Source organism: Paraburkholderia sp. CI2, from assembly GCF_014201055.1.
GTDB classification, from domain to species: Bacteria; Pseudomonadota; Gammaproteobacteria; order Burkholderiales; family Burkholderiaceae; genus Paraburkholderia; species Paraburkholderia tuberum.
On the sequence record NZ_JACHDL010000048.1, the window covers coordinates 1 to 22470 of the forward strand.

The 22470-nt window shown below is 59.0% G+C and carries 12 protein-coding genes, 1 tRNA gene and 3 pseudogenes; 2 read left to right on the top strand and 14 right to left on the bottom strand.

The features are described from left to right. Window positions 1-152 precede the first annotated feature (152 nt). The 5 genes and pseudogenes from HDG32_RS35135 to HDG32_RS35155 form a co-directional block, all read right to left on the bottom strand. Complete coding sequence (locus HDG32_RS35135) at window positions 153-344, bottom strand: hypothetical protein (RefSeq protein ID WP_184074360.1); 192 nt, start codon at window positions 342-344, stop codon at window positions 153-155. A gap of 119 nt (window positions 345-463) precedes the next feature. Further along, on the bottom strand, window positions 464-937 hold the full coding sequence (locus tag HDG32_RS37365; RefSeq protein WP_409340081.1) for a response regulator transcription factor: 474 nt from the start codon (window positions 935-937) through the stop codon (window positions 464-466). 361 nt (window positions 938-1298) lie between these two features. Then, window positions 1299-1448: pseudogene (locus HDG32_RS35145) on the bottom strand (IS30 family transposase); the annotation flags it as partial. Between the two features lie 62 nt (window positions 1449-1510). After that, the gene (locus tag HDG32_RS35150; protein ID WP_184074364.1) at window positions 1511-2191 is read right to left on the bottom strand and encodes a response regulator transcription factor; all 681 of its coding nucleotides are present in this window, start codon (window positions 2189-2191) and stop codon (window positions 1511-1513) included. Window positions 2192-2597: 406 nt separating this feature from the next. Next, window positions 2598-3848 carry an IS256 family transposase gene (locus tag HDG32_RS35155; protein WP_184074366.1) on the bottom strand — a complete coding sequence of 417 codons (1251 nt, stop codon included), beginning with the start codon at window positions 3846-3848 and terminating at the stop codon, window positions 2598-2600. Between the two features lie 430 nt (window positions 3849-4278). On the opposite strand from HDG32_RS35155, the gene HDG32_RS35160 reads away from it, so the two are divergent. After that, complete coding sequence (locus HDG32_RS35160; RefSeq protein WP_184074380.1) at window positions 4279-4908, top strand: carbonic anhydrase; 630 nt, start codon at window positions 4279-4281, stop codon at window positions 4906-4908. Between the two features lie 50 nt (window positions 4909-4958). After that, window positions 4959-6509 (top strand): SulP family inorganic anion transporter, encoded by a 1551-nt coding sequence (locus HDG32_RS35165; protein WP_221307967.1) that lies wholly within the window; start codon window positions 4959-4961, stop codon window positions 6507-6509. A gap of 434 nt (window positions 6510-6943) precedes the next feature. Here the strand turns inward: HDG32_RS35165 and HDG32_RS35170 are convergent. The 9 genes and pseudogenes from HDG32_RS35170 to HDG32_RS35210 all read right to left on the bottom strand — a co-directional run. Then, a tRNA-Asp gene (locus HDG32_RS35170) sits at window positions 6944-7020 on the bottom strand. A 321-nt stretch (window positions 7021-7341) separates the two neighbouring features. Next, on the bottom strand, window positions 7342-10695 hold the full coding sequence (locus HDG32_RS35175) for an ATP-binding protein (protein WP_184074368.1): 3354 nt from the start codon (window positions 10693-10695) through the stop codon (window positions 7342-7344). Between the two features lie 166 nt (window positions 10696-10861). Continuing rightward, window positions 10862-11002 (bottom strand): annotated as a pseudogene (locus HDG32_RS35180) (IS256 family transposase); the annotation flags it as partial. A gap of 85 nt (window positions 11003-11087) precedes the next feature. Next, window positions 11088-12029: a D-alanine--D-alanine ligase gene (locus tag HDG32_RS35185; protein WP_184012006.1), complete on the bottom strand. Its 942-nt coding sequence runs from the start codon at window positions 12027-12029 to the stop codon at window positions 11088-11090. 605 nt (window positions 12030-12634) lie between these two features. Further along, window positions 12635-13702 carry a S9 family peptidase gene (locus tag HDG32_RS35190; RefSeq protein ID WP_184074370.1) on the bottom strand — a complete coding sequence of 356 codons (1068 nt, stop codon included), beginning with the start codon at window positions 13700-13702 and terminating at the stop codon, window positions 12635-12637. 251 nt (window positions 13703-13953) lie between these two features. Further along, window positions 13954-17058, bottom strand: a complete 3105-nt coding sequence (locus tag HDG32_RS35195; protein WP_184074372.1) for a UDP-N-acetylmuramoyl-tripeptide--D-alanyl-D-alanine ligase — start codon at window positions 17056-17058, stop codon at window positions 13954-13956. Window positions 17059-17336: 278 nt separating this feature from the next. Further along, window positions 17337-17540 (bottom strand): hypothetical protein, encoded by a 204-nt coding sequence (locus tag HDG32_RS35200; RefSeq protein WP_184074374.1) that lies wholly within the window; start codon window positions 17538-17540, stop codon window positions 17337-17339. A gap of 122 nt (window positions 17541-17662) precedes the next feature. Then, window positions 17663-18685: an OmpA family protein gene (locus HDG32_RS35205; protein ID WP_184074376.1), complete on the bottom strand. Its 1023-nt coding sequence runs from the start codon at window positions 18683-18685 to the stop codon at window positions 17663-17665. 116 nt (window positions 18686-18801) lie between these two features. Then, window positions 18802-22470, bottom strand: a pseudogene (locus HDG32_RS35210) (hypothetical protein); the annotation flags it as partial.

Below are 22470 nucleotides of genomic sequence, written 5' to 3' on the forward strand. Positions count from 1 at the left end.
CATTCGAGGTCTTCGCCGCGACCCTCGCATCAGCAAGTCAACCTCAAAGCTCTAAACATTAATCCCGCCGTTGCGCTTCACTCTTGAAACCGCCCGTCGATAACGGCTATCAAACCGTTGTATTCGCCGCGCCGGGCCAGCGACGACAATGCCTATGGCCTTCCGGGAACATCAGAGTTCACCAAAGTTTTCCCCTGAAGTTGGGCAATGATTTCCCGCCGTCCTTTTGGAGAGGCTCGAAGCAGGAGGTTCATTGTTACTAAAAATTCGCGCTCTTCATTCTTTTGGAGATTGACGAACGCGAGTAGCGCCTGAACAGTTGCGGCCTCTTTGTTATTCGACATTTCGATTTCCTTTTATCTTCACACTACATCGCAAGTTGTAAAACTGCCGAAGAAGGTAAAGACTTATATCGCCCTGAAAAAATGAACCAGAACTCAACAAAAATAACAGCCAAACGTTGCTAACTGAAGTTGCAAAGGTTGCCCGAGAACGCACTGCGTATTGCCGATACAAGCTCGCCGACGTCAGCACTCTTTAGAATAAGGGAATGCACTCCAATCCGTGCGAGCGACCGTCGAAGATCAGGGTCGCCATTCATACTGAATACGATGATCTTCAAATCCGGAAAACACTTTCTCAAGAACGCCAGATAGGGAACTCCGTCGCCGTATTCGCCTCCGGGCATCGCGTCGTCAGTGACGAGTACATTGCAGGGCACGCGAGCAAGACGTTCAACAACCTCCGTCGAGTCGCACGCAGTCGCTACCATTCTTAAATCAGTATGTCCGCTCAGTACCATTCTGACACCCGATAATACGACAGGGTGGTCATCGGCCACAATAATATTGATTATTCCTTGCACTTTACTACCTCGCGATCTATCGGAAAGACAGTTTTTCGCGCCATCTCGTCTGAGTTGCGACTCCAGGTGCACAATCCAAAACCCTTCATTGCCGTGAGTTTTATGAATTCAGATCGCACTCGGAATATTCATGCTGGAATAAAAGCACTTGCTATGCAAATAGCATCAACCAACGCCTTTCATACATTCTATTTTTCTGAGTATCGACGGAAATGCGACGGGTGTTATTTTTCTTTTACACCAGTCGGACTCGTCATAAATTTGTTTTTGGGGTTGTGGCGACGCATAGAAAGAGGCTGGAGTTGCTCCTGTAACTCAGGACGTGCCCCGTTAGGTTGATGGCGCAGCAGTTCGCCGGAACCCGCGAGCGAAGCTGCGCGTGCGATGGTCGATGTAGGCAGGGCCGTTGTCCGACAGCCGTTCGACGGCCGCACCCGCCTGTCTCCGCGAGAATTCCCTGTATCGACGAGTGATTCCGATCGAACAGTTGCGCAATATGCTGGAGCGATTCACCTTTCCGCCAGAGTTCCCACATTAACGCTTTCTGGCTCTCGCTGTAATAGATCCGGGTTCGGTACTTCATTTGCAACACTCCCGCTGCTCACACAGCTTCTATTGTGTTGCATCGACCGGTTGAATCCGCAGCTATAACCTGACATTCGCGTCGATATCCTCTGCGTGAATCGCGGAGGCCGAAAATCCGCTTTCATATGCAAACCTGAATAAATCAGCGTCACGTTCTATGCCAAGCTTGCGCATCGCCGCCCTTTTCTGTGCGCTCACTGTCTGCTTCGTCCGATTCAACTGGGCGGCTATTTCGTTAATCGTGACGCCGGACACGTACAGACGTACAACCTCGGCTTCCCGCCCCGAAAGATTGCGCGGGGGTATGGCTTGCGTTGGGCCGACTCTTCCGGGTTGCTCGCGTGAAGTCGGTGAAAAGTAGGTTGCACCCGCGTGAACTGCATGTATGGCGGTAATCAGATAGTCAACATCTTTCGATTTGTTCAGTACGGATTGGATACCAATTTTCCGCATCTTGGAAGCAATGGCGAAATTGTCGATCGTGGTGAAGACGATTATCTTAAGGTCGGGATATCGGCGCTTTAAGAACGAAAGCATGGCCATCCCGTCACCGTATTCTCCCCTAGGCATGGAGTAGTCTGTGATGAGAATGTCACATTCGACATTTGACAGAAAATTGACGATTTCCGTCGAATCCTGCGCCGTCCCAAGGACGCTGAGAGTATGGACTCTGGATAGTTCATATTTCACGCCAGTGATTAATGCCGGGTGGTCGTCTGCAAGTATCAGCTTGATTTTCATTGCTCTCTCGATCGGTCAACTGCATTTATGAATCGAATTTTGAAATGCTTAATGTAACGGCGGCCATCGAGGGCGGGTATCTTACTAGCCTCATTCAATCCACCAAACTGTCTGACTGATCCGAAAAACCAACGGGATATATCTGGAGATAGCGCAATGCCGTCCGTATGATCCGACGACGGAGTGGTTCGTTTTCAACGAGCTTCGGGCGGCGAGAGCGTCAGTCGGATATTGCTGGGACGGTATGGAATTCACATACGAAACGGTGCGACGCTGGTCGGTGAATACCCAAGGGTGTCTTCGAGGCACAAGAAGCTGCAACCGGAAATCCGATTCTGAATCGCTTTTTCTACTAGATTAGTATAACTAAGGGGGTGTCCGGAATTTTGTGTAAGCGGGTTGAGGTTTAACCCGACACCAGCCGCTCTTCGAACTGGATCGTGAAGCGGTTCAGTGCGGCCTTCCAGTCGCGGATCGGCATCGTCCACTTCTTGCTGATGTTGTTCAGGGCCAGGTAAAACAGCTTGGTGACGGCCTCATCGGTCGGGAACGAGCTGCGGGTCTTGATCACCTTGCGCAGGCTCATGTTGATCGATTCTATGGCATCCGTGGTGTAAATCACCTTCCTGATCTCCGGTGGGTAATCGAAGAACGGAATCACCCGTGCCCAGTTGCGTCGCCAGCTCTGCCCGATGGACGGATAGTCCTGGTCCCACCTGGCCTCGAAGGCGCCCAGCATCTGTTCGGCCATCTCGACGGTCGATGAAGTGTAAATCGTCTTCAGGTCGGCGGCGACTTCCCGCTGCATTTTCCACGGCACGAAGTTCAGGCTGTTGCGCACCATGTGCACGATGCACAGTTGCACGGCCGCTTTTGGGTAGACCGCTTCAATGGCTTCAGGAAAGCCTTTAAGCCCGTCGACGCAGGCGATAAAAATGTCCTGCACGCCGCGCGTCTTGAGCTCAGTGACCACCTGCAGCCAGAACTTGGCCCCCTCGGTCTGGGCGATCCACAGGCCCAGGACTTCCTTGTGGCCGGCCATGTTCACGCCGATGGCCAGGTACACCGCCTTGGTCCGCACCGCGCCGCTGTCGCGCACTTTGACGTGAATGCAGTCGAGATAGACAATCGGATAGAGCGCGTCGAGCGCACGGGCCTGCCAGACCTTCACCTCATCACTGACGGCGTCAGTGACCGCCGAGATCAGCGTCGGCGAGACCTCCGTGCCGTACATTTCTTCCAGGTGCCCCTGGATCTCGCGCACACTCAGGCCACGCGCATACAGCGAAATGATCTTGTCGTCGAAGCCCGTCCAGCGCGTCTGATGGCGCTCCACCAGCTTCGGCTCGAACGCCCCCTGACGGTCGCGCGGGATATTGAGCGGCAACGCGCCAAACTCCCCCTGCAGCGTCTTGGCGCTATGACCATTACGGGTGTTGCCCGTGGCATTGCTCACCGCTTCGCTCTTGCCATGGCCCAGGTGCTCGGACATCTCCGTCTCTAACGCACGCTCCACCAGCATCTTGGTCAGTTGCTTGAGCAGGCCGTTCTCCCCTATCAGGTCTTCCGGCTTCTGATAATTCGCCAGCAGGCTGTCTGCCAGCTTGACGAGCTCAGGATCGGGTTTCTCTCTTTTATTGCGTTTCGCTACGGTCATTGATGCTCCTGTTGCTGGCAGTCTCCTGCCAAATGACCGTTTACACAAAACTTTTTACACCCTCATAACTAACGTCACTCACTTTCTCATTCACGTCATTCTGGCAATTTGACAATTCCTCAATTCCACATCGCTCGAAGATTCCAGGTCTTCTAAAACATCGTGGTTACCGTACAAGTTGGTCAAACGCCCGCACTGTGATTCTGAAAAATATTGCGGGCGGAAAAAAATGCCAGCTCTTTCTCTCGCTCATTGAACTTGATGTGAGACGTTCTTGTCAGACCAATCCTCATCTTGTTTTGATCTGCATGACTATCGATTGGATCATGCCCTGGTCGATACGCGCGATGAACTCATTTCATTTCGCATAGCCTGTGTTCAAAGGGTCCACCTTGCGACCAGGCTTTACCTGATCAGGGAGTTAGTGGCAATGCATCGTCCCAAGAGCATGCTTCTCGCCAATATCGTATGGGCGCGAGAAACCGCTGAATGCGCGCCAGATTTCTTCACCATCCTGTCGCTCGGCCAAAATCCCCGTGTGCTCTGGATAGGCTGCTCCGACAGTCGGGTGCCTGCTGAAGCCATCACGCACAGTGCGCCGGGCGAGCTGTTTGTCCATCGCAACGTCGCCAACCTTTTTCATCCGAACGACAATAGTTACGCGAGCGTGCTCGAGTATGTTGTGCGCGCGCTGATGGTCGAGCACGTGATCGTTTGCGGTCACTACGGCTGCGGCGGTGTACGCGCATCTCTCCTACCGCCCTCTTCCGGAATGCCGCACGTCAACCGCCACATCGCACCACTTCGCGCGCTTGCCCACCGGCATTGCGCAGAGCTCGACTGCGAACCGAGCGACCGGGCGGCCGACCGGCTCTCCGAGTTCAACGTGCTCGAACGGGTGAGGTTGCTGCGTGACACGGCGATCATCCGTGACAGCGTCCCCGCCCCGCTAGTGCACGGCTGGATCTTTTCTCTCACCGATGGCCGCATCGAGGAACTCGACTCTGGCTATTCCGCAGGTAGCACCCACCAGGAGACACCACATAAGAACGCAGGCTGATCCACCACAATGAATCGCCCTCCAAATCACACTCCTCTTTTCCGTCCATCATGAATCTACGAGCATCACTCTCAACGCTCCCACGCGACCTGATTGCGGGTGTCGTTGTCTTTCTTGTCGCGCTGCCGCTGTGCCTGGGTATTGCCAATGCACCTGGTGTTGAGCCCTTCGCAGGCCTTGTGTCCGGCATCATCGGCGGCCTCGTCGTCGCGGTTCTGAGAGGCTCGCCACTCTCCGTCAGTGGGCCGGCGGCGGGCCTCGTCGTCATCGTCGTCGAAGGCATTGCGCGCCTCGGCAGCTTCTCAGCCTTTCTGCTCGCCGTGCTATTGTCCGGCGTCATTCAATTTGGCTTCGGAATGGTGAAGGCAGGCCGAGTGGCCGCACATGTGCCTTCGCCCGTTATCAAGGGTATGCTTGCCGCCATTGGCATATTGCTGATCGTAAAGCAGGTGCCGTTCGCGTTAGGCATGGCAGGTGACCTTGATATGCCCGTCGGCAACATGCCATTCAGCCTCAGCGCACTAACCGCCTTCGCCGTCGCGACGGTGTCACTCGTCCTGCTAGCCAGTTGGGAAACCCGAGCGCTGCGACGCTTCAGGGTTGTGCGCCTAGTCCCTGCGCCGCTCGCCGTTGTGCTGCTCGGCATTGCCGCGACGCTGTTGCTTGACCTGCTGTCCCCAAGCCGCGCCTCGCCCGCCGAACACCGTGTCGCCCTGCCCGAGCTCGCCTCGATTGCTGCTCTCAGCGCCGCAATCAAGAGCGCTGATCTCGGGCCGAATTTCGCGCAACTACTGAACCCCGACATTTGGCGCGTCGCGTTGACGCTGGCGGTCGTCGGAAGTCTCGAGACGCTGCTGAGCCTGGAAGCCGTCGAACAGATCGATCCGAAGCGCCGCCCAACTCTGCCAGACCGGGAGCTGAAAGCGCAAGGCGTGGGCAATCTGATTGCAGGAGCAATAGGCGGCCTGCCGATCACGTCAGTAATCGTGCGCAACTCGGCGAACGTCAATGCAGGTGCACAGAGCCGCGTGTCCGCCATCGTGCACGGCATACTGCTGCTAGTCAGCGTGTTTGCACTCACCGGCCTGATTAACCAGATCCCCCTGGCAAGTCTCGCCGCGATCCTCATCCATACCGGCATCAAGCTCGCCAAACCGAGTTTGTTCCTGTCCGTTGCGAAACAGGGACCAGGTGCATTCGCACCGTTCATCGCGGCGATAATCGGCGTGCTCGCCGTGGATCTCCTGTTCGGCATCGCGCTCGGACTCGCGGTCGTTGTCCTCATGGTCGCGTGTGCGAATTTGCGTGGTCCCGTTATGTTTGCGCAGCAAGACGACCACTACCTGCTGTCTTTCCGCAAGGATGTGTCATTTGTCGGCAAGGTGAAGGTCAAGCACTACCTGTGGCAGATTCCTGACCAATCGGCCGTTATCATCGACACGACCCGTGCCGACTACATCGATCACGATGTGCGCGACCTGATCGACGCGTTCATCGTCGATGCACGGGGCCGCGGTATCACGGTCGAGATCAGGCAGCAGCCACATCACGCGAAAGAACGGAATGGACGCTGGCTGTTCCGCAACCAGACCGCGCGATAAGCGTTAAATAGTGGAGCAGACACAGGGACGGGTTGTGCCACGATAAGGACCACTCATCTGCCCGACAGGTAGGAATGTTGGGCGGGTGTCTGTGCAACGCCGCCATCGCCACAACCGGATTCACCGCCTGCTCCGTCAATCGCCGGCATACGAAATGGCGGCCGTGGCAGCGTGTTGTGTTGCGGGGCGTGGGCTGTTGGGTATCGCAGCCCCGATCGGGGCAAGCGACAGATGTACGGAATGATGGTCAGCAGGGGGATAGTGGAGGCACCTTGACGATCCGATCAGCTATTCCCGCCCGGCACGTTGCAACCTCGCTGCCTGCGTAGCAGATACAACAGAACCGACGATGCCCTACGCCGAAACGTGATGAGTCTCGACGCGTTTGGGCACTTAAGTAGCCCGCGAAAAGGTTGACGACTTTCTTGAGATGTTGGCGGAGTGGACGGGACTCGAACCCGCGACCCCCGGCGTGACAGGCCGGTATTCTAACCAACTGAACTACCACTCCTTTTCGAAGTTAACCTTAGCATGTCTGCCCGCGTTTTTCCAGCAAGAACCTTGCTCAAAAAGCACGAATCCGGATTGCGTCGCTACATGGAATATGATCCCAACAAATGTCAATATGACCAGTATTACTAATCGTGCCAACGAGTAGCATGACTGCACGAATGTTTGTGCGACGCACACCGTCTTTTATCCTGGCCCCGCGCGATGCAATAACCGGCGAGAGCGGCCTGCGTGCAGGCTTATGGCGGCTGCGGCATCAGGAATACACGGATGAAGAAGCTGTGCAGCGCGCCGACGATGAAGGCCTTGAACTTCAAGTGGATCAAGTCAGGATAGTGGCACTCAACTGGCTATCGAAAGCATCAATCATGTCCTGCGCCGCCCCGACACCCTCCTTCGATATCGCGACTTCCATTTGAGCGCACTGCTCTGCAAGCGTGCGGTATCCAAACACATTTAGCGCGCCCCGCAACGAATGCAACTCGGCGAGTATCCGGGTCGCGTCGCCGGCATCGTACGCGGCATGGATCGCCGCCAGCGCCTCTTCGCACGATTTCAGGAATGTAGCCCGCACGTGGGCTGGCATTGCACGGCCGCCCAGCATCCCATCACGTTTCCTTTCCTGTTCCTGTTCCTCCGCCTGCACCGCCACACCCGGCACGCCGTTCACCTCCGACAGCGTTGCCGACAGCTCGTCCAACTGCAGTGGCTTGGCCACTACCCGCATTACCCCGGCCGCCTCGCAACGCGCTCGCTCCTCCTGCGACACGCTCGCCGTCGCCACCACGATCGGCATTTCTGGCCAGCGTGCCTGTGCCTCTCGCACGAGCCCATAACCGTCCAGCACCGGCATCGCCAGATCGGTCACCAGCACATCGAAGCGCTCCCGTGAGAGACGTTCCAGCGCCTGCAGCCCGTCTTCCGCCACCTGCGGCTCACACCCGAGCATCTTCAACTGCTCGCTGAACAGTTCCCGGTTCACCGCGTTGTCTTCCGCCACCAGCACCTTCAGCCGGCGCGACAATACCCGCTGTGTCTCTTTGCCCGCCTCCAGCGGCATGCCCCGCAAGGTATGGCGTAGCGCCGCCGCCAGCCCTTTCAGACCATAGCTTGAGACCTTCACCGCCCGTCCCGTCGCTACGGGATACGCCGGTCCTTCCGCGCTGCAGTCAATCATCCAGGACGACGCTTCCAGCAGACGACGGACGTCGTCCGCATGCCAGGTGTCGTGCTCGCCGCAGACAATCAGGGTATCCGCCTCCTCCAGCGTCTCCAGATCGAGTTGCGCAGGATGACGATACGCCTGTACCTTCAGCCCCCAGGCCTCCAGTGCCGGCACCGCATACGCGTGCCAGGTGTCCGCCGCCGCGACGAACAGCACCTGCTCGCCCTCGAAGTGCGGCATATCCAGCCCAGGCTCGCCGTGACAGTCGCCCAGCGGCACCCGCACCGTAAAGAGGCTGCCCTCGCCGGGCACGCTGTGCACTGCGATCGTGCCTCCCATCGCATCCGTCAGCCGCGCGCATAATGCCAGCCCCAGACCGGTGCCACCGAAGCGACGGTTGATCGTCGTATCCGCCTGGCTGAACGCGCGGAACAGCATCGCCTGCTGCTCCGGCGATATCCCGATCCCGCTGTCTTCAACTTCGATCACAAGCTCTGGCTGATTATCACCGCCCGCTTCCGCCGACAGTCTCAATGTCACCTCTCCGTGCCCGGAAAACTTGATGGCGTTCGACAGCAAATTGTTCATCACCTGGCCAAGCCTCGTCGGATCGCCCTGCATCGGTTGAGTGGTCGATGTGCCAAATTCGCCCGACAACCTCACGCCCTTCGCCCGCGCCACCGGCCCGAACATCGTCAGAGCCCGCGAGGCCACCTCCTGCGCGTCGAACACGATCCGCTCGAGCGTCATCTCACCGGCCTCGATCTTCGAGAAATCCAGCACGTCGCTCACGATTGCAAGCAGTCCGTCCGATGAACTCCGGATCGTTTTCAGCCGGTCACGCTGCAGCGCATCGAGCTGCGAGTGCGACAGCAGCTCGAGATTCCCCAGGATCGCGTTGAGCGGTGTGCGGATCTCATGGCTCATCGCCGCCAGGAAAGCGGATTTCGCGGCATTGGCCGAGTCCGCCGCCTGCTTTGCTTCACGCAGTTGCCGATTGAGGCGCTTTTCCACCGTCACGTCCGTGAACGCCGTCACCAGCACGTCCTCGCCTTGGTAGCGCGCCGGCACGACACTCACCGAGAGATCCATCGTCCCACCCTCGCGTGTCGGCAGCGACCACGCCTCGTGCGCCATGCTGTTTGTACCGGTTACACCGCTTACATCTGCGCGTTGCCGGTGACGGTGAACCAGTTCTGCCGAAAGTGTCCGTGCCGCCGGCAGGACCACCCGCGCCGCGGCCTCCATCATCGTCGGACTGCGCAACAACGGCTTACCGCTCTCCACGGCAATCAGCCCCAGCCCTACCGGTGCCGTCTCGATCAGCGCGCGGCTCAGGTGCTCGCTCTCGAACACGCGTCGAGAGCGCTCAAGAACAGGCAGGAACACGCGCCGGTTGAACAGTAGAATCAGCGACCACACCACGAGGAGGATCACTCCAGTCGTCGCGGCCGACGTTCCAATCTGACCAGTCAGTGCCCGGGCAATCGAGCGCCACGACTGCACAAACACGAGCGTTGCGCCAGTCTCGCCGATTGGCCAGCCAAACAGCATGTGGCCGTCACGAAAGATCCTGCCTGTCGGCTCGACAATTCCTGCGACACCTAAAGCACGCGCGGTATCCGACGCCTTCGGGTCGACCGGTTGACGCGAAAATGAAGCGATAACCTGTCCATTGCGCGCGAAGAGCATAAGAGAGCCGTCAAGCCCACTCTCCCCTAGAGCGGCAGTGATAATGGTGACCGGTAACTCGTAAACAGCGACGGCGAACGGCTTCCGCTCCTTGTCAAACAGGGTCGCTGCAACTCGAACTGATCGCCTGCCGCTTAACGGACTATCGTAGGGAGGGAGCCACCGAAATGCACGCCCCCCGGTGCGGGGATCGAGCAAGGGCACGTCTCGCGGAACAAGGAGATTGCCGCCAGATCCCGCGAGTGCAGAAAAAAAAGCAGCACGATCGGCAAGCAACGTCGCCATCCGGGCATCGCCAGGCGATGGTACCAGGATGAGCAGTGGACGGTCAGGCCTGTACAACCAGAATGTCAACAGGCCTCCGTTTCGTTCGGAAGCTGCCGTCGCCGCCTGACTTATCTGTTTAGCAAGCCGAATGTACCGGGTTGCCAACAAATCGGGAGGCGTTGCAGACGAGGCACCCACCACGAGCACCGGCAGATGATCTGGGGCCTGCTGAAGACGAAGCATCTGGCCATTGCCTGTGAACTGTTCGATAAGGCGTGGCTCGGCCTGTTCGCCGGCCCTCCAGGCGACCTCGATGAGCCGTACGCCGTTTTGCATAAGCACGACGTTGCGCGAGTTAAGGTCGGTGAGCCGGTTCACGCCGGACATCAGTTCTTGATGCTCGAGCGCAACATAGGTACGTACAGTGGCCACCGTGTTCAGGACGAACGCAACCAGCACCACCGCCGTTACGACTGCCCCGCCGCCGAACATCAACAAATGCTGATAGCGGCGAAAGCGGTCCAATACATTGCGTTGTGCGTATGGAGTCATAGGTGCCAGCGGAGTTGACGCTTTCGCCGGGTGCCCCCTCGAAGGAAGGTTCACGTAACAGGTAACAACCTGATTATCCACCGCGCGGCGCAACAGCGAAACGCTTCTTTACACGCGTGCTGACGGCCTGGGGGGTGTCCGGAATTTTGTGTAAACGGGTTGAGGTTTAACCCGGCACCAGCCGCTCTTCGAACTGGATCGTGAAACGGTTCAGTGCGGCCTTCCAGTCGCGGATCGGCATCGTCCACTTCTTGCTGATGTTGTTCAGGGCCAGGTAAAACAGCTTGGTGACGGCCTCATCGGTCGGGACTGCGATTGCCCCACAGCCCTTACCCAGCAGGGCGCCGACGCCGGGACCGGATTGACGAACTCTGCTACACCCCTCGGCGAGGTCAATCCTTCAGCGTGAGCGACAATACCCTCACAACCAGTTCCTGATAGCTGATACCAACCGCGCGAGCAGCCTTCGGCAACAGCGAGTGATCGGTCATTCCTGGTGATGTGTTCACTTCGAGGAAGTACGGCTTGCCCTCGCCATCCATCATGAAGTCGACACGCCCCCAGTCCCAGCAACCGAGCACGTCAAACGCGCGGCGCGCGAGTTGCTTCAGGCGCATCTCTTCCTGGGATGCCAGTCCGCATGGAATCAGGTACTGCGTCGAATCGTGAACGTACTTCGCGTCATAGTCGTAGAACTCGCCCGCTGGCACAATTTGGATGACCGGCAGATCGAGGTCGCCCGCAATGCACGCAGTGTATTCACCGCCGCCTTCGATACTCTTCTCGACCAGCACGATAGCGTCGAACTTTGCTGCTTCCGCGATCGCTGAGGGTAGCGCCTCGGCCGCTTTTACCTTGATCACGGCGACGCTTGAGCCTTCGCTCGCCGCCTTCACAAATAGCGGCAACCCGAGTTGCGCGACGATCTCCTGCGCACGCGCATCGTAATCGTCGCCGCGCATCACGGCCTCGAACGGCGGCGTCGGAATACCCAGTTGCTGCCACACAAGTTTCGCGCGGAACTTGTCCAGCCCGAGCGCCGAACCAAGCACGCCGCTGCCCGTATATCGGATCCCATAAAAATCGAGCGCGCCCTGAATCTGTCCATTTTCGCCGTAGCCGCCGTGCAGCACGTTGAACGCGCGCACAAAGCCCTCGTCCTTTAACGCTGACAACGGCCGCGTGGATGGATCGAAGGGGTGTGCGTCGACGCCTGCATCGCGCAGTCTCTGCAACACGAGACAACCAGAATTGAGCGACACGTCACGCTCGGCGGACACTCCACCAAACAACACTGCCACCTTGCCGAATCGCTTCGGATCGATACTGTCCATCGAGTTCCCTATTTATGCGCAAGGCACCTTTATCTTCTCGTCCGCTCATCGAGACTTTGACCAGCGAGGCCGGTATCTGGGGGTGCCCCTAACGCGCGACGAAAGACATAGCCCCCTGCTCAAACCCACGACCATCGTTTCGCGATCATCCCATCGCAGGCAACTTCGGCACGAGCCCGGTTTCGAAGCGTCATACAGCCAAATCGGAACAAAAATTGAGGCGGCAACTTTCAACCACAAATCTCACTGTCGAAGCCAGGGACGCAGCGAATAACAAGCAACCAGCCGTGAACAAGTTTAGGAAAAATACCGTCAGGTGTCCATCGACAGTGGATGCTGTTCCGGGCTAGCGTAACGACGGAAACTTCCGGGCTAGCGTAACGACGGAAACAACTACCCAAACGAAAGCGCGCGGTCTGTCCGATCGGCTGCCGCAGGCTGACGGCGACAACGACACAACGAGCTTTCGGACCACTACGAATCGGCTGCATGGGTCGCTTGACGGCATCACGTCAGCCCCCCACGCCCGGCCCGATTTGCTGACCAATGCTCCTCACCATGACAACGCCAGTCAGTGCTCCCTGGAGATCGCATCTTTTCGTGGCTTACTTAACCTGCGACAGGTCAAGTTCTGCAAGCGCCATGTGGATTTCCTTCGCTGATTTCCCTTGAGCAAAAAGCGTTGCAGCGCGTTTCGCGTGTCCGGCGAGCAGGTGATGTTGCGGCCCGGGAGCATGGGCGTAGATGTGATGCGGCTGGAGGCCGGCGGCACGCAGACGGCGGACATAATACAGCTGGCTGTAAAAGGGAACCACACGATCCTCCGGATCAGAAATCACATAGATTTCCGGTCGTGGATCCCGGCGAATGCGCCCGATTTCGTCGACAGGATCGTAATAGCTCCGGGCATCGTAAAGCAGTCGACCGGGGATTTCCCGCTTGTATTCCCAGTACGCCGCGACCTGTTTGGCGGAAACAAGGGCAGAAGAAACCACCGATGCCGCGACGTCTGCGCGTCTGTTCAGGAGCGCAGCGGCGATCTGGCCTCCCGCGGAATGTCCGGTCAGAATGAATGATGCAATGTTGTAACGCTCCTTGAGCATGTCCAGTGCGCGATCCATCAGTTCGATCTCGCGATGCGTGCGGCGCATGTTATGGTCGCCAGAGGAGCCATAGATACCCGGCCGGGCAAGATAGAGCGTGGGACGGCCGGAATCAGCCGACCATTTAGCCATGTCTTTCCCAATCTCCATGGGCGAAACAGACAGGTAGGATTGTGTAACGTACCTGACTCCCTTCGTCGTTCTCAGCATGACATCCCCGCTGAAATAAACCAGCACAGTGGGGCTTTCGCTGCCGGACAATCCATGCGCGTAGTATCGAATGCAATCTCCCTTGCCGTTGACTTCGACCCACAGGCTATCGGGCACTCGCGCGCAGTGTTCCGGTGAACTGAATGAACCGTTCAGGGCTTGTGCGGCATCGAATGGCTCGCTTCCCACAGGGACATTGAGCTCCCCAGGCCGTGGAGTCTCAAACGGCCCCAGTGTGGGTCGGTCCGCCAGACTGGGTTCGGTAACGCCCAAAACACCAAAGACAACGAACAGGAAGCGCCGGAGTCTCCAGCGCAGAAGGTGCGATAAACGCCGACAATGTCGGCCAAACCATTTCATAAATAAGGTTCCGTGAGGTTATGCAGAAAAGACAGAAATGATCAACGATGGCCATGCGCGCGGGCAACGAACTCGCCTGCACCAGACGCAGGCGAGCACCTTGGGTAGTACGGCTGATTTGGCATGCGGGTCCCGTGCTGCGCGCAGACTACCCCGCGCGCGGCTTACCGCCATCGGGGGTGAGCGCTGGAAGCTTTCGGGTCGTTCAGGCACGCCTGAAGACCCATTGCTCGCAGGGCCAGAGGTCAATGCTACTTTTGCGCGCCAGCCCTCAGCCACGCTACGACCTCATGGAGACGCGTACTGTTCGAGCCCTTGAGCAGCACTACGTCCTTGTCGACAAGCTCTTCTTGAAGTGCAAGCTTCAATTCGTCAAGCGAACTCGTGTAGCGCCCACGGCGTGCTGCCGGCAACCGTTCCCAGAAGTCGGTATAGAGCTTGCCCATGACATAGACGCGATCGATCCCGCACCGCTCGACCACTGCAGCCAGGTCGGTATGAAGCAGCGACGCCTGGGGACCGAGCTCCGCCATCTCGCCCAGCACAGCGACTCGTCTGGCTGCATTCTTCATGTCCCGCAAATGTTCCAGAGCGGCCTGCATCGAGCCGGGATTGGCATTGTAGGCATGGTCGACAATGGTCACGTGCCGTCCGTCGAGCGTCAGCTCAAACTCCTCGCCGCGGCCGGACAGGGCAGCAAAGCGTGCGATCCGTTCGAGCGCAGGTTCGAACGGATAGTTGAGCGCCGAGACAGCGGCAAGTACTGCCAGGCTGTTCAACGCCATGTGCAAGCCTGCGGCCCCAATCGGATAGGTGATATCGCGCCCTCTAATACGCGCATCGACCCGCTGCCCCGACGCGTCATGATCCACGAGTTGAAACTCGCTCTCGGCAGTCGTGCCGTAAGTAAAGATTTTCAGATCCCGTTCGACGGCCGCCTGGTAGACGGTATCCCATTCCAGCATGTCACGATTGAGCACCACGACACTTCCCGCAGACATGCCAAGAAAAAGCATGCTTTTGGTCCGGGCAATATCAGTGATCGTGCTGTTTTTTCCGAGGTGAGCAGGCTGGATGTTAGTGAAAATGCCGACGTCCGGGCGGGCAATGGCCGCGCTCTGTCTCATTTTGCCCACGGCAACTTCCAGGACGACATGAGGGGTGTCCCACTTGATTGACGCAAGATTCCAGCTCACACCTTGGGGAAGGTTTGCGTTGAACGCGCTCGCCGCTGTCGGACCGTAAGCATTGAGGGCGTCAGCCAGCATGGCCACGAGCGTGGTCTTGCCAGCGCTTCCGGTCACCGCCAGGACAGTGCCGCTCATCTGGCTGCGTGCATAGGCTCCCATCGCAAGAATTGCCGTGGCCGTATCTGCGACATGCAGGACCGGCAAATCGGCAAGTTGAGCCTGCACATCAGAATGGCTCGAGATAACACCCGCCGGGCGCGGCTGCATCTGTCGAATGACAGGAACAGGGATCCCCCGGCTTACCTCACCGGTTCGGGCAACCACGACGTTTCCAGGCTGCATGGCAGGCGCGTAAATGCAAAGGCCGCTCGCCGTCCACCCCAATGGCGGCTGCTTGAGCCACGTCCCCTGCGTGGCCGCCTCGATCAGGGAGGCGTTCCATTCCCGCGCCAGCGTTGAGGATACTGAATGCCGCTGCGACTCCAGATAGTTCAGATAGGCGACAAAACCCGATAGATAGTGCTCGACATCGTCAATGCGGACCCGAAAGGCATGGTGGCGAATGAAGAAGCTGCCGGTGATCCTGCCCGGATTGGCAAAGTACATGGCAAGTTCCGGCCAGAAATGGCCATCTAACAGGCGCTGCGCCCGCGCATGCAGTGCATGGAAGAACTTATCCAGATCGACCTCGGCAAGCAGGTGCTCCAGGCCGGGCTGCTGCTGCATGCGGCTAATCATCTGCTCGGCAGCCGTCATCAATTCAAGCAGGGTTGGAAACGTCGTCACCCTTTCAGCCACGAAATCAAGATAGGTGGCGAAGTTCTGGATTCCAAATTTGTAATACGCTTCCAGTGGCCGGTGACGGGTCAGTTCGTTCACACAATAACTGAGCCAGTGGTCATGCGCCTTCCAGTGTTTTGCCTCGATGAAATGGCCGAACGCCTTTTCTACTGCTGCGAGCCACCTCGCATCGCCAGTCAGACCATAGAGGCGCATCAGGCCGAAGGCCGCTTCGCCATCGTAATAGATGATCCGGAATGCCTGCTTAACCGACAGATCCGGATAGTTCAGCACATGGCTGAATTTGCCGGTGTCCGCATCCTGCATGAAGAGGATGCCTGTTGCGAGCTGTTCTAGCAGAGTCAGATATTCGTCTGAGCCGGTCAGTTGGCTGTATTTGACCAGCGCCAGAAGGCACACGCCGTTGCCACCCAGTTTGACTTCGCCCTGCCGGTCAACCAGAAACGCCGCGCGGGCACCGGACGGCAATTCCGCCGGCATGATGAGTTCATTGACGAGATAATGCAGCGCCGCGTCGATTGCTGTCTTGAGGTCGTTGTCCTGGGTCACTTCCCAGGCTTCGAGCATCGCATAGATCGAACTTGCATGACGCAGGGTATTGTAAGTGCCGATTTCGCGGTCGAAACAGGGATGCCAGCCATAGTGGAAACGCCCGCCAGGCTGTACCTGGCCGGCCAGATAACGGCTGCCGGATGCGACGAGCGCCCTGACGTCTGCCGGCCGGAGATGTTCGATTATGCGGCGGCCCGCGTTCAGACCCGTCCCGTGCAGAAGGTGTACCTCCGGCGCTTGCAGGCTTGCGAACGCCCCGCGGGTCGAGAACACATTAACGTTTTGCTGATCCTCGAAATTCACGCTGGCAAGCTGGTGCCGAATGGCAGCATACCGTTCGAAGTTCTTTGTGTTCACAACCGCATGCGTCTGTGCCGGGCCGCCATACAGCATGGCATTGCCATTCAGTTCGGTCTCCAGAAAGGCATGCCTGAAATTACTGTCCAGCGACAGGCCGCACCGAAAATAACTGCGCCGGGTCTGTTCGAGGCGGCCCCGCAGTGCCTCCCAGGTCATGCCTTCAACGCTGGTAACCCAGTCCACCCGAAGCCACTGGACGACCAGTCCGGCCGCGCCGGCAGCCTGCGTCACCTGCTCCATGCCTGCGTCCCAGGCCTCGGCAAATGTCGCCGCCGTTGCGGTCACGACGTCGGCCCGCCGCTGCCCGTCGCTCCATGAAAAGAACAGGACAAAGGGTGGCCAGGACGCCGCAAGGGGATTGACCTGCGGTTCAACGACGGAGCGCAATCGCGCGAACAATGCGGCGAAGCCTGTGGGGTTGGGATGCGCGTGCTCAGACGGGGTAGATGTCATGTGGTTTTACCCTTGGGTAGAGGCAGCCAGCACACCTGCGGCCAGATACCTGGCGACGATGTCTCGTCTGGCCGCAGCCATTAAAATCTTACCGAACACGATCTCGCCCTTCAGTATATACATTTGTTGTTCGAGATTTTTGCAGGGGCACGATCCGCGTGGATCGAAAGACTCATGCTCTGCACTCCGGCAAATTCTCCAGCCGCCAGGATCTGCATTTCAGCAACTGCAACTAATCCGTTGCAGCCTGGAGATCTGACTGCACCTGACAGTGCCCTTCATTTTGAATGATTCGTGTCTATCGGCGTTGTTCCGGTAGCCGCGAGCGCTTGCTGCCACTGTTCGATGAACTCACGTTTGCTCGATCGGGACGCAAACACGAACTCATTGAGCTTCCCGTTAAAAAATACCTGATCCCTGTCGCGCAACTCTGCATAGGCGAGCAGCACATTGATTGCAGGAATCTCTGTTTGTCTGGTCATCGCGACACTCCCGTTCTCGGAAGGCCCTCACCGTTTGCCTGGGCATGCGGTAAAGGCCGGTAGGTACGCGATCTTCCCGATTCAGGAAGATCGCGCCTCAGGGCTCAGCATCCCCCATGCCTTTATCGGGCCGGGCCCGACAGACTCAGTTGCACCACCACCCGGCGGTTGGGCTCATTGCAGGCAATCTTCTGCTGCATCGTGCCGCTGCAGTCGGCGACCACCGGATCGGAATAGCCCGCACTTTCCGCGGTGATCTTCTGCGCCGGAATACCCTGCTCGATCAGCATCCGGCGAACCGTCATCGCACGCTGCTCGCCAAGTTTCTGCGCCGCTGCGTCCGAGCCGATCAGGTCCGCGTGGCCGATCACCGTCACGGCTTGCAGCGAGGTGTTTTCCGCGCGAATCTGCTCAGCCAGATGTGCAATTGCCGCATGGCCTTTGACGGTCATGTCGCGATTGCCAGACTTGCCGAAGGCGAACAGCGTGTCGCCCTTGAGCGTGTATTCTTTCGCCGCGACAGGCTGCGCCACCGGGGCTGACGTCACCGGGATCGACGCAGGGTCACACGCCTCCACTGCAGATGCGCGGGAAAGCACGTGCATCTGGGCGCGCATGCCTTGCAACTGGGCTTCGGCTTCGTTGCGCGGCACCATGATCGGTGCGTCATTGCTGCCAGCCGGCCCGACCTTCACGAAGTAGGTCATGCCGCCCTTCAGTTCTGCGCCGGATCGCCCGGTGGTCTTGCCTTTGTACAGCGGCGCATCCTGAATGTAGGCGCCCAGCGTGTGTTGGCCCGGCTTGACGCAGAAGATGCTGTAGCCATTGGGCAGCAATGCGGTCTGCAGTTCGCCATCAACGTAGACGTCGGCAGCGGCCGACCGGCCCGCACCCGCGGATGCATCACGGTAGTAGACGATCTGCGCCTGCTGGGGGCCGACCTGTCCGACCGGCGCGTAGCTCTGGCCGAATACCCTGCCGGGCTGCGTACCGGCACGGGCCGTCGGCGCGGTGCCGGGTGCGGCTGCCTGGGTGACCGGCGGTTGCGGGTTAGAGAAAGTCTGTTGTGCGATGGCGGGCAAGGTACCCGCCGTCACGAGCAATGCGCCTGCGAGCGCACGCATCAGGGTTTGATTGAAAGTCATGATCAGTTCGTCAAAAACGGTCCCCCGGGCAACGCGATGCTGCTCAGGGAGCCTGATTAAATGGGTGGTGATTCCGGGTCCGCGACGCAGGTCATGCGTCGCGGACCATCCGGAGGTCAGTGGTTGTTCAGCACTGTCTCGACACCGTGCTGCACCAGCAGTTCGGCGTTCAGACCCGAGTGGTAGAAGACGTCATACTCGATGCCACCCACAGTCGTGTTGCCAGACAGTTGCGTCCAGTCGCCGACATCCCCACCGTCCGGCAGCAGATCGGACAGTTCGACCTTGTCGCCCGCATCACCCTTGACCATCAACTGCGTATGGCCATCGGCAATGAACAGGTCCTTGCCGCCCAGGTCAAGCACATCGCCCAACGCAAGCTTCAGCGTGTCGATACCGCCGTTGCCCTCGATGGATGTACTGCCGGCGTTGAAGTTGCTCAAGTCACCCATCGCGAAGATGTCACCTCCATCGGTGCCGAGGTAGCTTTCCAATCCAACATTCGACTGCGTCGCATCGAAGCCGGCCGGAACTGTCTCCGTCCCGTAAGCAAAGTCATAAAGCATACAGCCGTTCGGTTCAAGAAACACCAACTTGACTGTGGCGATCAACTCGCCGTTTGGTGAATCAAAGAAATAATCCGTATGCCCGATAGGGCCATAATCGAACTGGGTTCTTCCAAGCTCATTTCCTTCCGCATCCTGGTAGACGGCGTAACACCCTTCATAATCGACCGCTCCCAAACGGAACGAGACGAAGGTTGCGGCGTCGGTGAGCGAAATTACTGCTTCGTATCGGGTTATTCCCGGCCCCCCAAGCCAAAGGCCCCTGTCCCGTCCTTCCGTGTAATAGCCATTCGTGCTAGTCGCCGATAATGTAAAGCCGTTGAAGCTTGTGAGCGAGTTCGTTGTTTCAAAGTCCTCATGATTCGAGTAAATGTGTGTCTCGGGGACGTCAACATCCGCGTCAGCATCCGCATCCGCATCGGCATCGGCATCGGCATCGGCATCAGCGTCCGCATCGTCAGCGTCGGCATCAGCGTCCGCATCGGAATCGGCATCCGCATCGGCATCCGCATCGGCATCCGCATCCGCATCCGCATCCGCATCCGCATCCGCATCCGCATCCGCATCCGCATCAGCATCCGCATCAGCATCCGCATCCGCATCCGCATCCGCATCCGCATCGGCGTCAGCATCCGCGTCAGCATCCGCGTCAGCATCCGCGTCAGCATCCGCGTCCGCGTCAGCATCGGCGTCGGCATCCGCATCCGCATCTGAGTCGGCGTCAGCATCGGCATCCGCATCGGCATCCGCATCAGCATCCGCATCCGCATCCGCATCAGCATCCGCATCAGCATCCGCATCAGCATCCGCATCCGCATCCGCATCCGCATCCGCATCAGCATCCGCATCCGCATCCGCATCCGCATCAGCATCCGCATCCGCATCAGCATCCGCATCCGCGTCGGCGTCAGCATCCGCATCCGCGTCGGCATCCGCATCGGCATCGGCATCCGCGTCAGCATCAGCATCGGCATCCGCGTCAGCATCCGCATCCGCATCCGCATCCGCATCAGCATCAGCATCAGCATCCGCATCTGCATCCGCATCTGCATCAGCATCGGCATCAGCATCGGCATCAGCATCGGCATCAGCATCCGCATCGGCGTCAGCGTCCGCGTCCGCGTCCGCATCCGCATCCGCATCCGCATCGGCATCCGCATCCGCATCGGCATCCGCATCGGCATCCGCATCGGCATCTGCATCTGCATCCGCATCGGCATCAGCATCCGCGTCGGAGTCAGCATCGGCGTCCGCATCAGCATCCGCATCAGCATCCGCATCCGCATCCGCATCCGCATCCGCATCCGCATCCGCATCCGCATCCGCATCCGCATCCGCATCGGCGTCAGCATCAGCATCAGCATCCGCATCGGCGTCAGCATCGGCATCAGCATCCGCATCCGCGTCGGCATCCGCATCGGCGTCAGCATCCGCATCTGCATCCGAGTCGGCATCAGCGTCAGCATCCGCATCCGCATCCGCATCCGCATCCGCGTCGGCATCCGCATCCGCATCCGCATCCGCGTCAGCATCGGCATCCGCGTCAGCGTCAGCATCGGCATCTGCATCGGCATCCGCATCCGCGTCGGCATCCGCATCCGCATCCGCGTCAGCATCGGCATCTGCATCGGCATCCGCATCCGCATCCGCATCCGCGTCGGCATCCGCATCCGCATCCGCATCCGCATCCGCATCCGCATCCGCATCAGCGTCTGCATCGGCATCCGCATCGGCATCCGAGTCGGCATCAGCGTCAGCATCCGCGTCCGCATCCGCATCCGCATCCGCATCCGCATCCGCATCCGCATCCGCATCCGCATCCGCATCCGCATCCGCATCCGCATCCGCATCGGCGTCAGCATCGGCATCAGCATCGGCGTCAGCATCCGCATCTGCATCCGAGTCGGCATCAGCGTCAGCGTCAGCATCAGCATCAGCATCAGCATCAGCATCAGCATCAGCATCAGCATCAGCATCGGCATCAGCATCAGCATCAGCATCGGCATCAGCATCGGCATCCGCGTCAGCATCGGCATCCGCGTCAGCATCGGCATCCGCGTCAGCATCGGCATCCGCGTCAGCATCCGCATCGGCATCAGCATCGGCATCAGCATCGGCATCAGCGTCCGCATCGGCGTCAGCATCCGCATCCGCATCGGCGTCAGCATCGGCATCCGCATCAGCATCAGCATCCGCATCCGCATCGGCGTCAGCATCGGCATCAGCATCGGCATCAGCATCGGCATCAGCATCGGCATCAGCATCCGCATCCGCGTCGGCATCGGCATCCGCATCGGCATCCGCGTCAGCATCGGCATCGGCATCGGCATCGGCATCGGCATCGGCATCGGCATCGGCATCGGCATCGGCATCGGCATCGGCATCGGCATCCGCATCCGCATCGGCGTCAGCATCGGCATCCGCGTCGGCATCCGCGTCAGCATCGGCATCGGCATCGGCATCGGCATCGGCATCCGCATCTGCGTCCGCATCCGCATCCGCATCCGCATCCGCATCCGCATCCGCATCCGCGTCCGCATCGGCGTCAGCATCCGCATCCGCATCGGCGTCAGCATCGGCATCCGCATCAGCATCCGCGTCGGCATCGGCATCGGCATCAGCATCGGCATCGGCATCAGCATCAGCATCTGCATCGGCGTCAGCATCTGCATCAGCGTCCGCATCCGCGTCCCCATCTGCATCTGCATCTGCATCTGCATCCGAGTCGGCATCAGCGTCAGCATCCGCATCGGCATCCGCATCCGCATCCGCATCCGCATCGGCATCCGCATCCGCATCCGAGTCGGCGTCAGCATCGGCGTCAGCGTCAGCGTCAGCGTCAGCATCAGCATCCGCATCAGCATCCGCATCCGCATCCGCATCCGCATCCGCATCAGCATCAGCATCAGCATCAGCATCAGCATCAGCATCAGCATCAGCATCAGCATCAGCATCGGCATCTGCATCTGCATCAGCATCAGCGTCAGCATCGGCATCAGCATCAGCATCAGCATCCGCATCCGCATCAGCGTCTGCATCGGCATCCGAGTCGGCATCAGCGTCAGCATCGGCATCGGCATCCGCATCAGCATCAGCATCAGCATCGGCATCGGCATCAGCATCAGCATCGGCATCAGCATCAGCATCTGCATCGGCGTCAGCATCTGCATCAGCGTCCGCATCCGCGTCCCCATCTGCATCTGCATCTGCATCTGCATC

What these genes read in the sequence shown, in the direction of transcription:
- HDG32_RS35135 (WP_184074360.1), bottom strand. Translation starts at nt 344, where the DNA reads ATGTCGAATAACAAAGAGGCCGCAACTGTTCAGGCGCTACTCGCGTTC.
- HDG32_RS35150 (WP_184074364.1), bottom strand. Translation starts at nt 2,191, where the DNA reads ATGAAAATCAAGCTGATACTTGCAGACGACCACCCGGCATTAATCACT.
- HDG32_RS35155 (WP_184074366.1), bottom strand. Translation starts at nt 3,848, where the DNA reads ATGACCGTAGCGAAACGCAATAAAAGAGAGAAACCCGATCCTGAGCTC.
- HDG32_RS35160 (WP_184074380.1), top strand. Translation starts at nt 4,279, where the DNA reads ATGCATCGTCCCAAGAGCATGCTTCTCGCCAATATCGTATGGGCGCGA.
- HDG32_RS35165 (WP_221307967.1), top strand. Translation starts at nt 4,959, where the DNA reads ATGAATCTACGAGCATCACTCTCAACGCTCCCACGCGACCTGATTGCG.
- HDG32_RS35175 (WP_184074368.1), bottom strand. Translation starts at nt 10,695, where the DNA reads ATGACTCCATACGCACAACGCAATGTATTGGACCGCTTTCGCCGCTAT.
- HDG32_RS35185 (WP_184012006.1), bottom strand. Translation starts at nt 12,029, where the DNA reads ATGGACAGTATCGATCCGAAGCGATTCGGCAAGGTGGCAGTGTTGTTT.
- HDG32_RS35190 (WP_184074370.1), bottom strand. Translation starts at nt 13,702, where the DNA reads ATGAAATGGTTTGGCCGACATTGTCGGCGTTTATCGCACCTTCTGCGC.
- HDG32_RS35195 (WP_184074372.1), bottom strand. Translation starts at nt 17,058, where the DNA reads ATGACATCTACCCCGTCTGAGCACGCGCATCCCAACCCCACAGGCTTC.
- HDG32_RS35200 (WP_184074374.1), bottom strand. Translation starts at nt 17,540, where the DNA reads ATGACCAGACAAACAGAGATTCCTGCAATCAATGTGCTGCTCGCCTAT.
- HDG32_RS35205 (WP_184074376.1), bottom strand. Translation starts at nt 18,685, where the DNA reads ATGACTTTCAATCAAACCCTGATGCGTGCGCTCGCAGGCGCATTGCTC.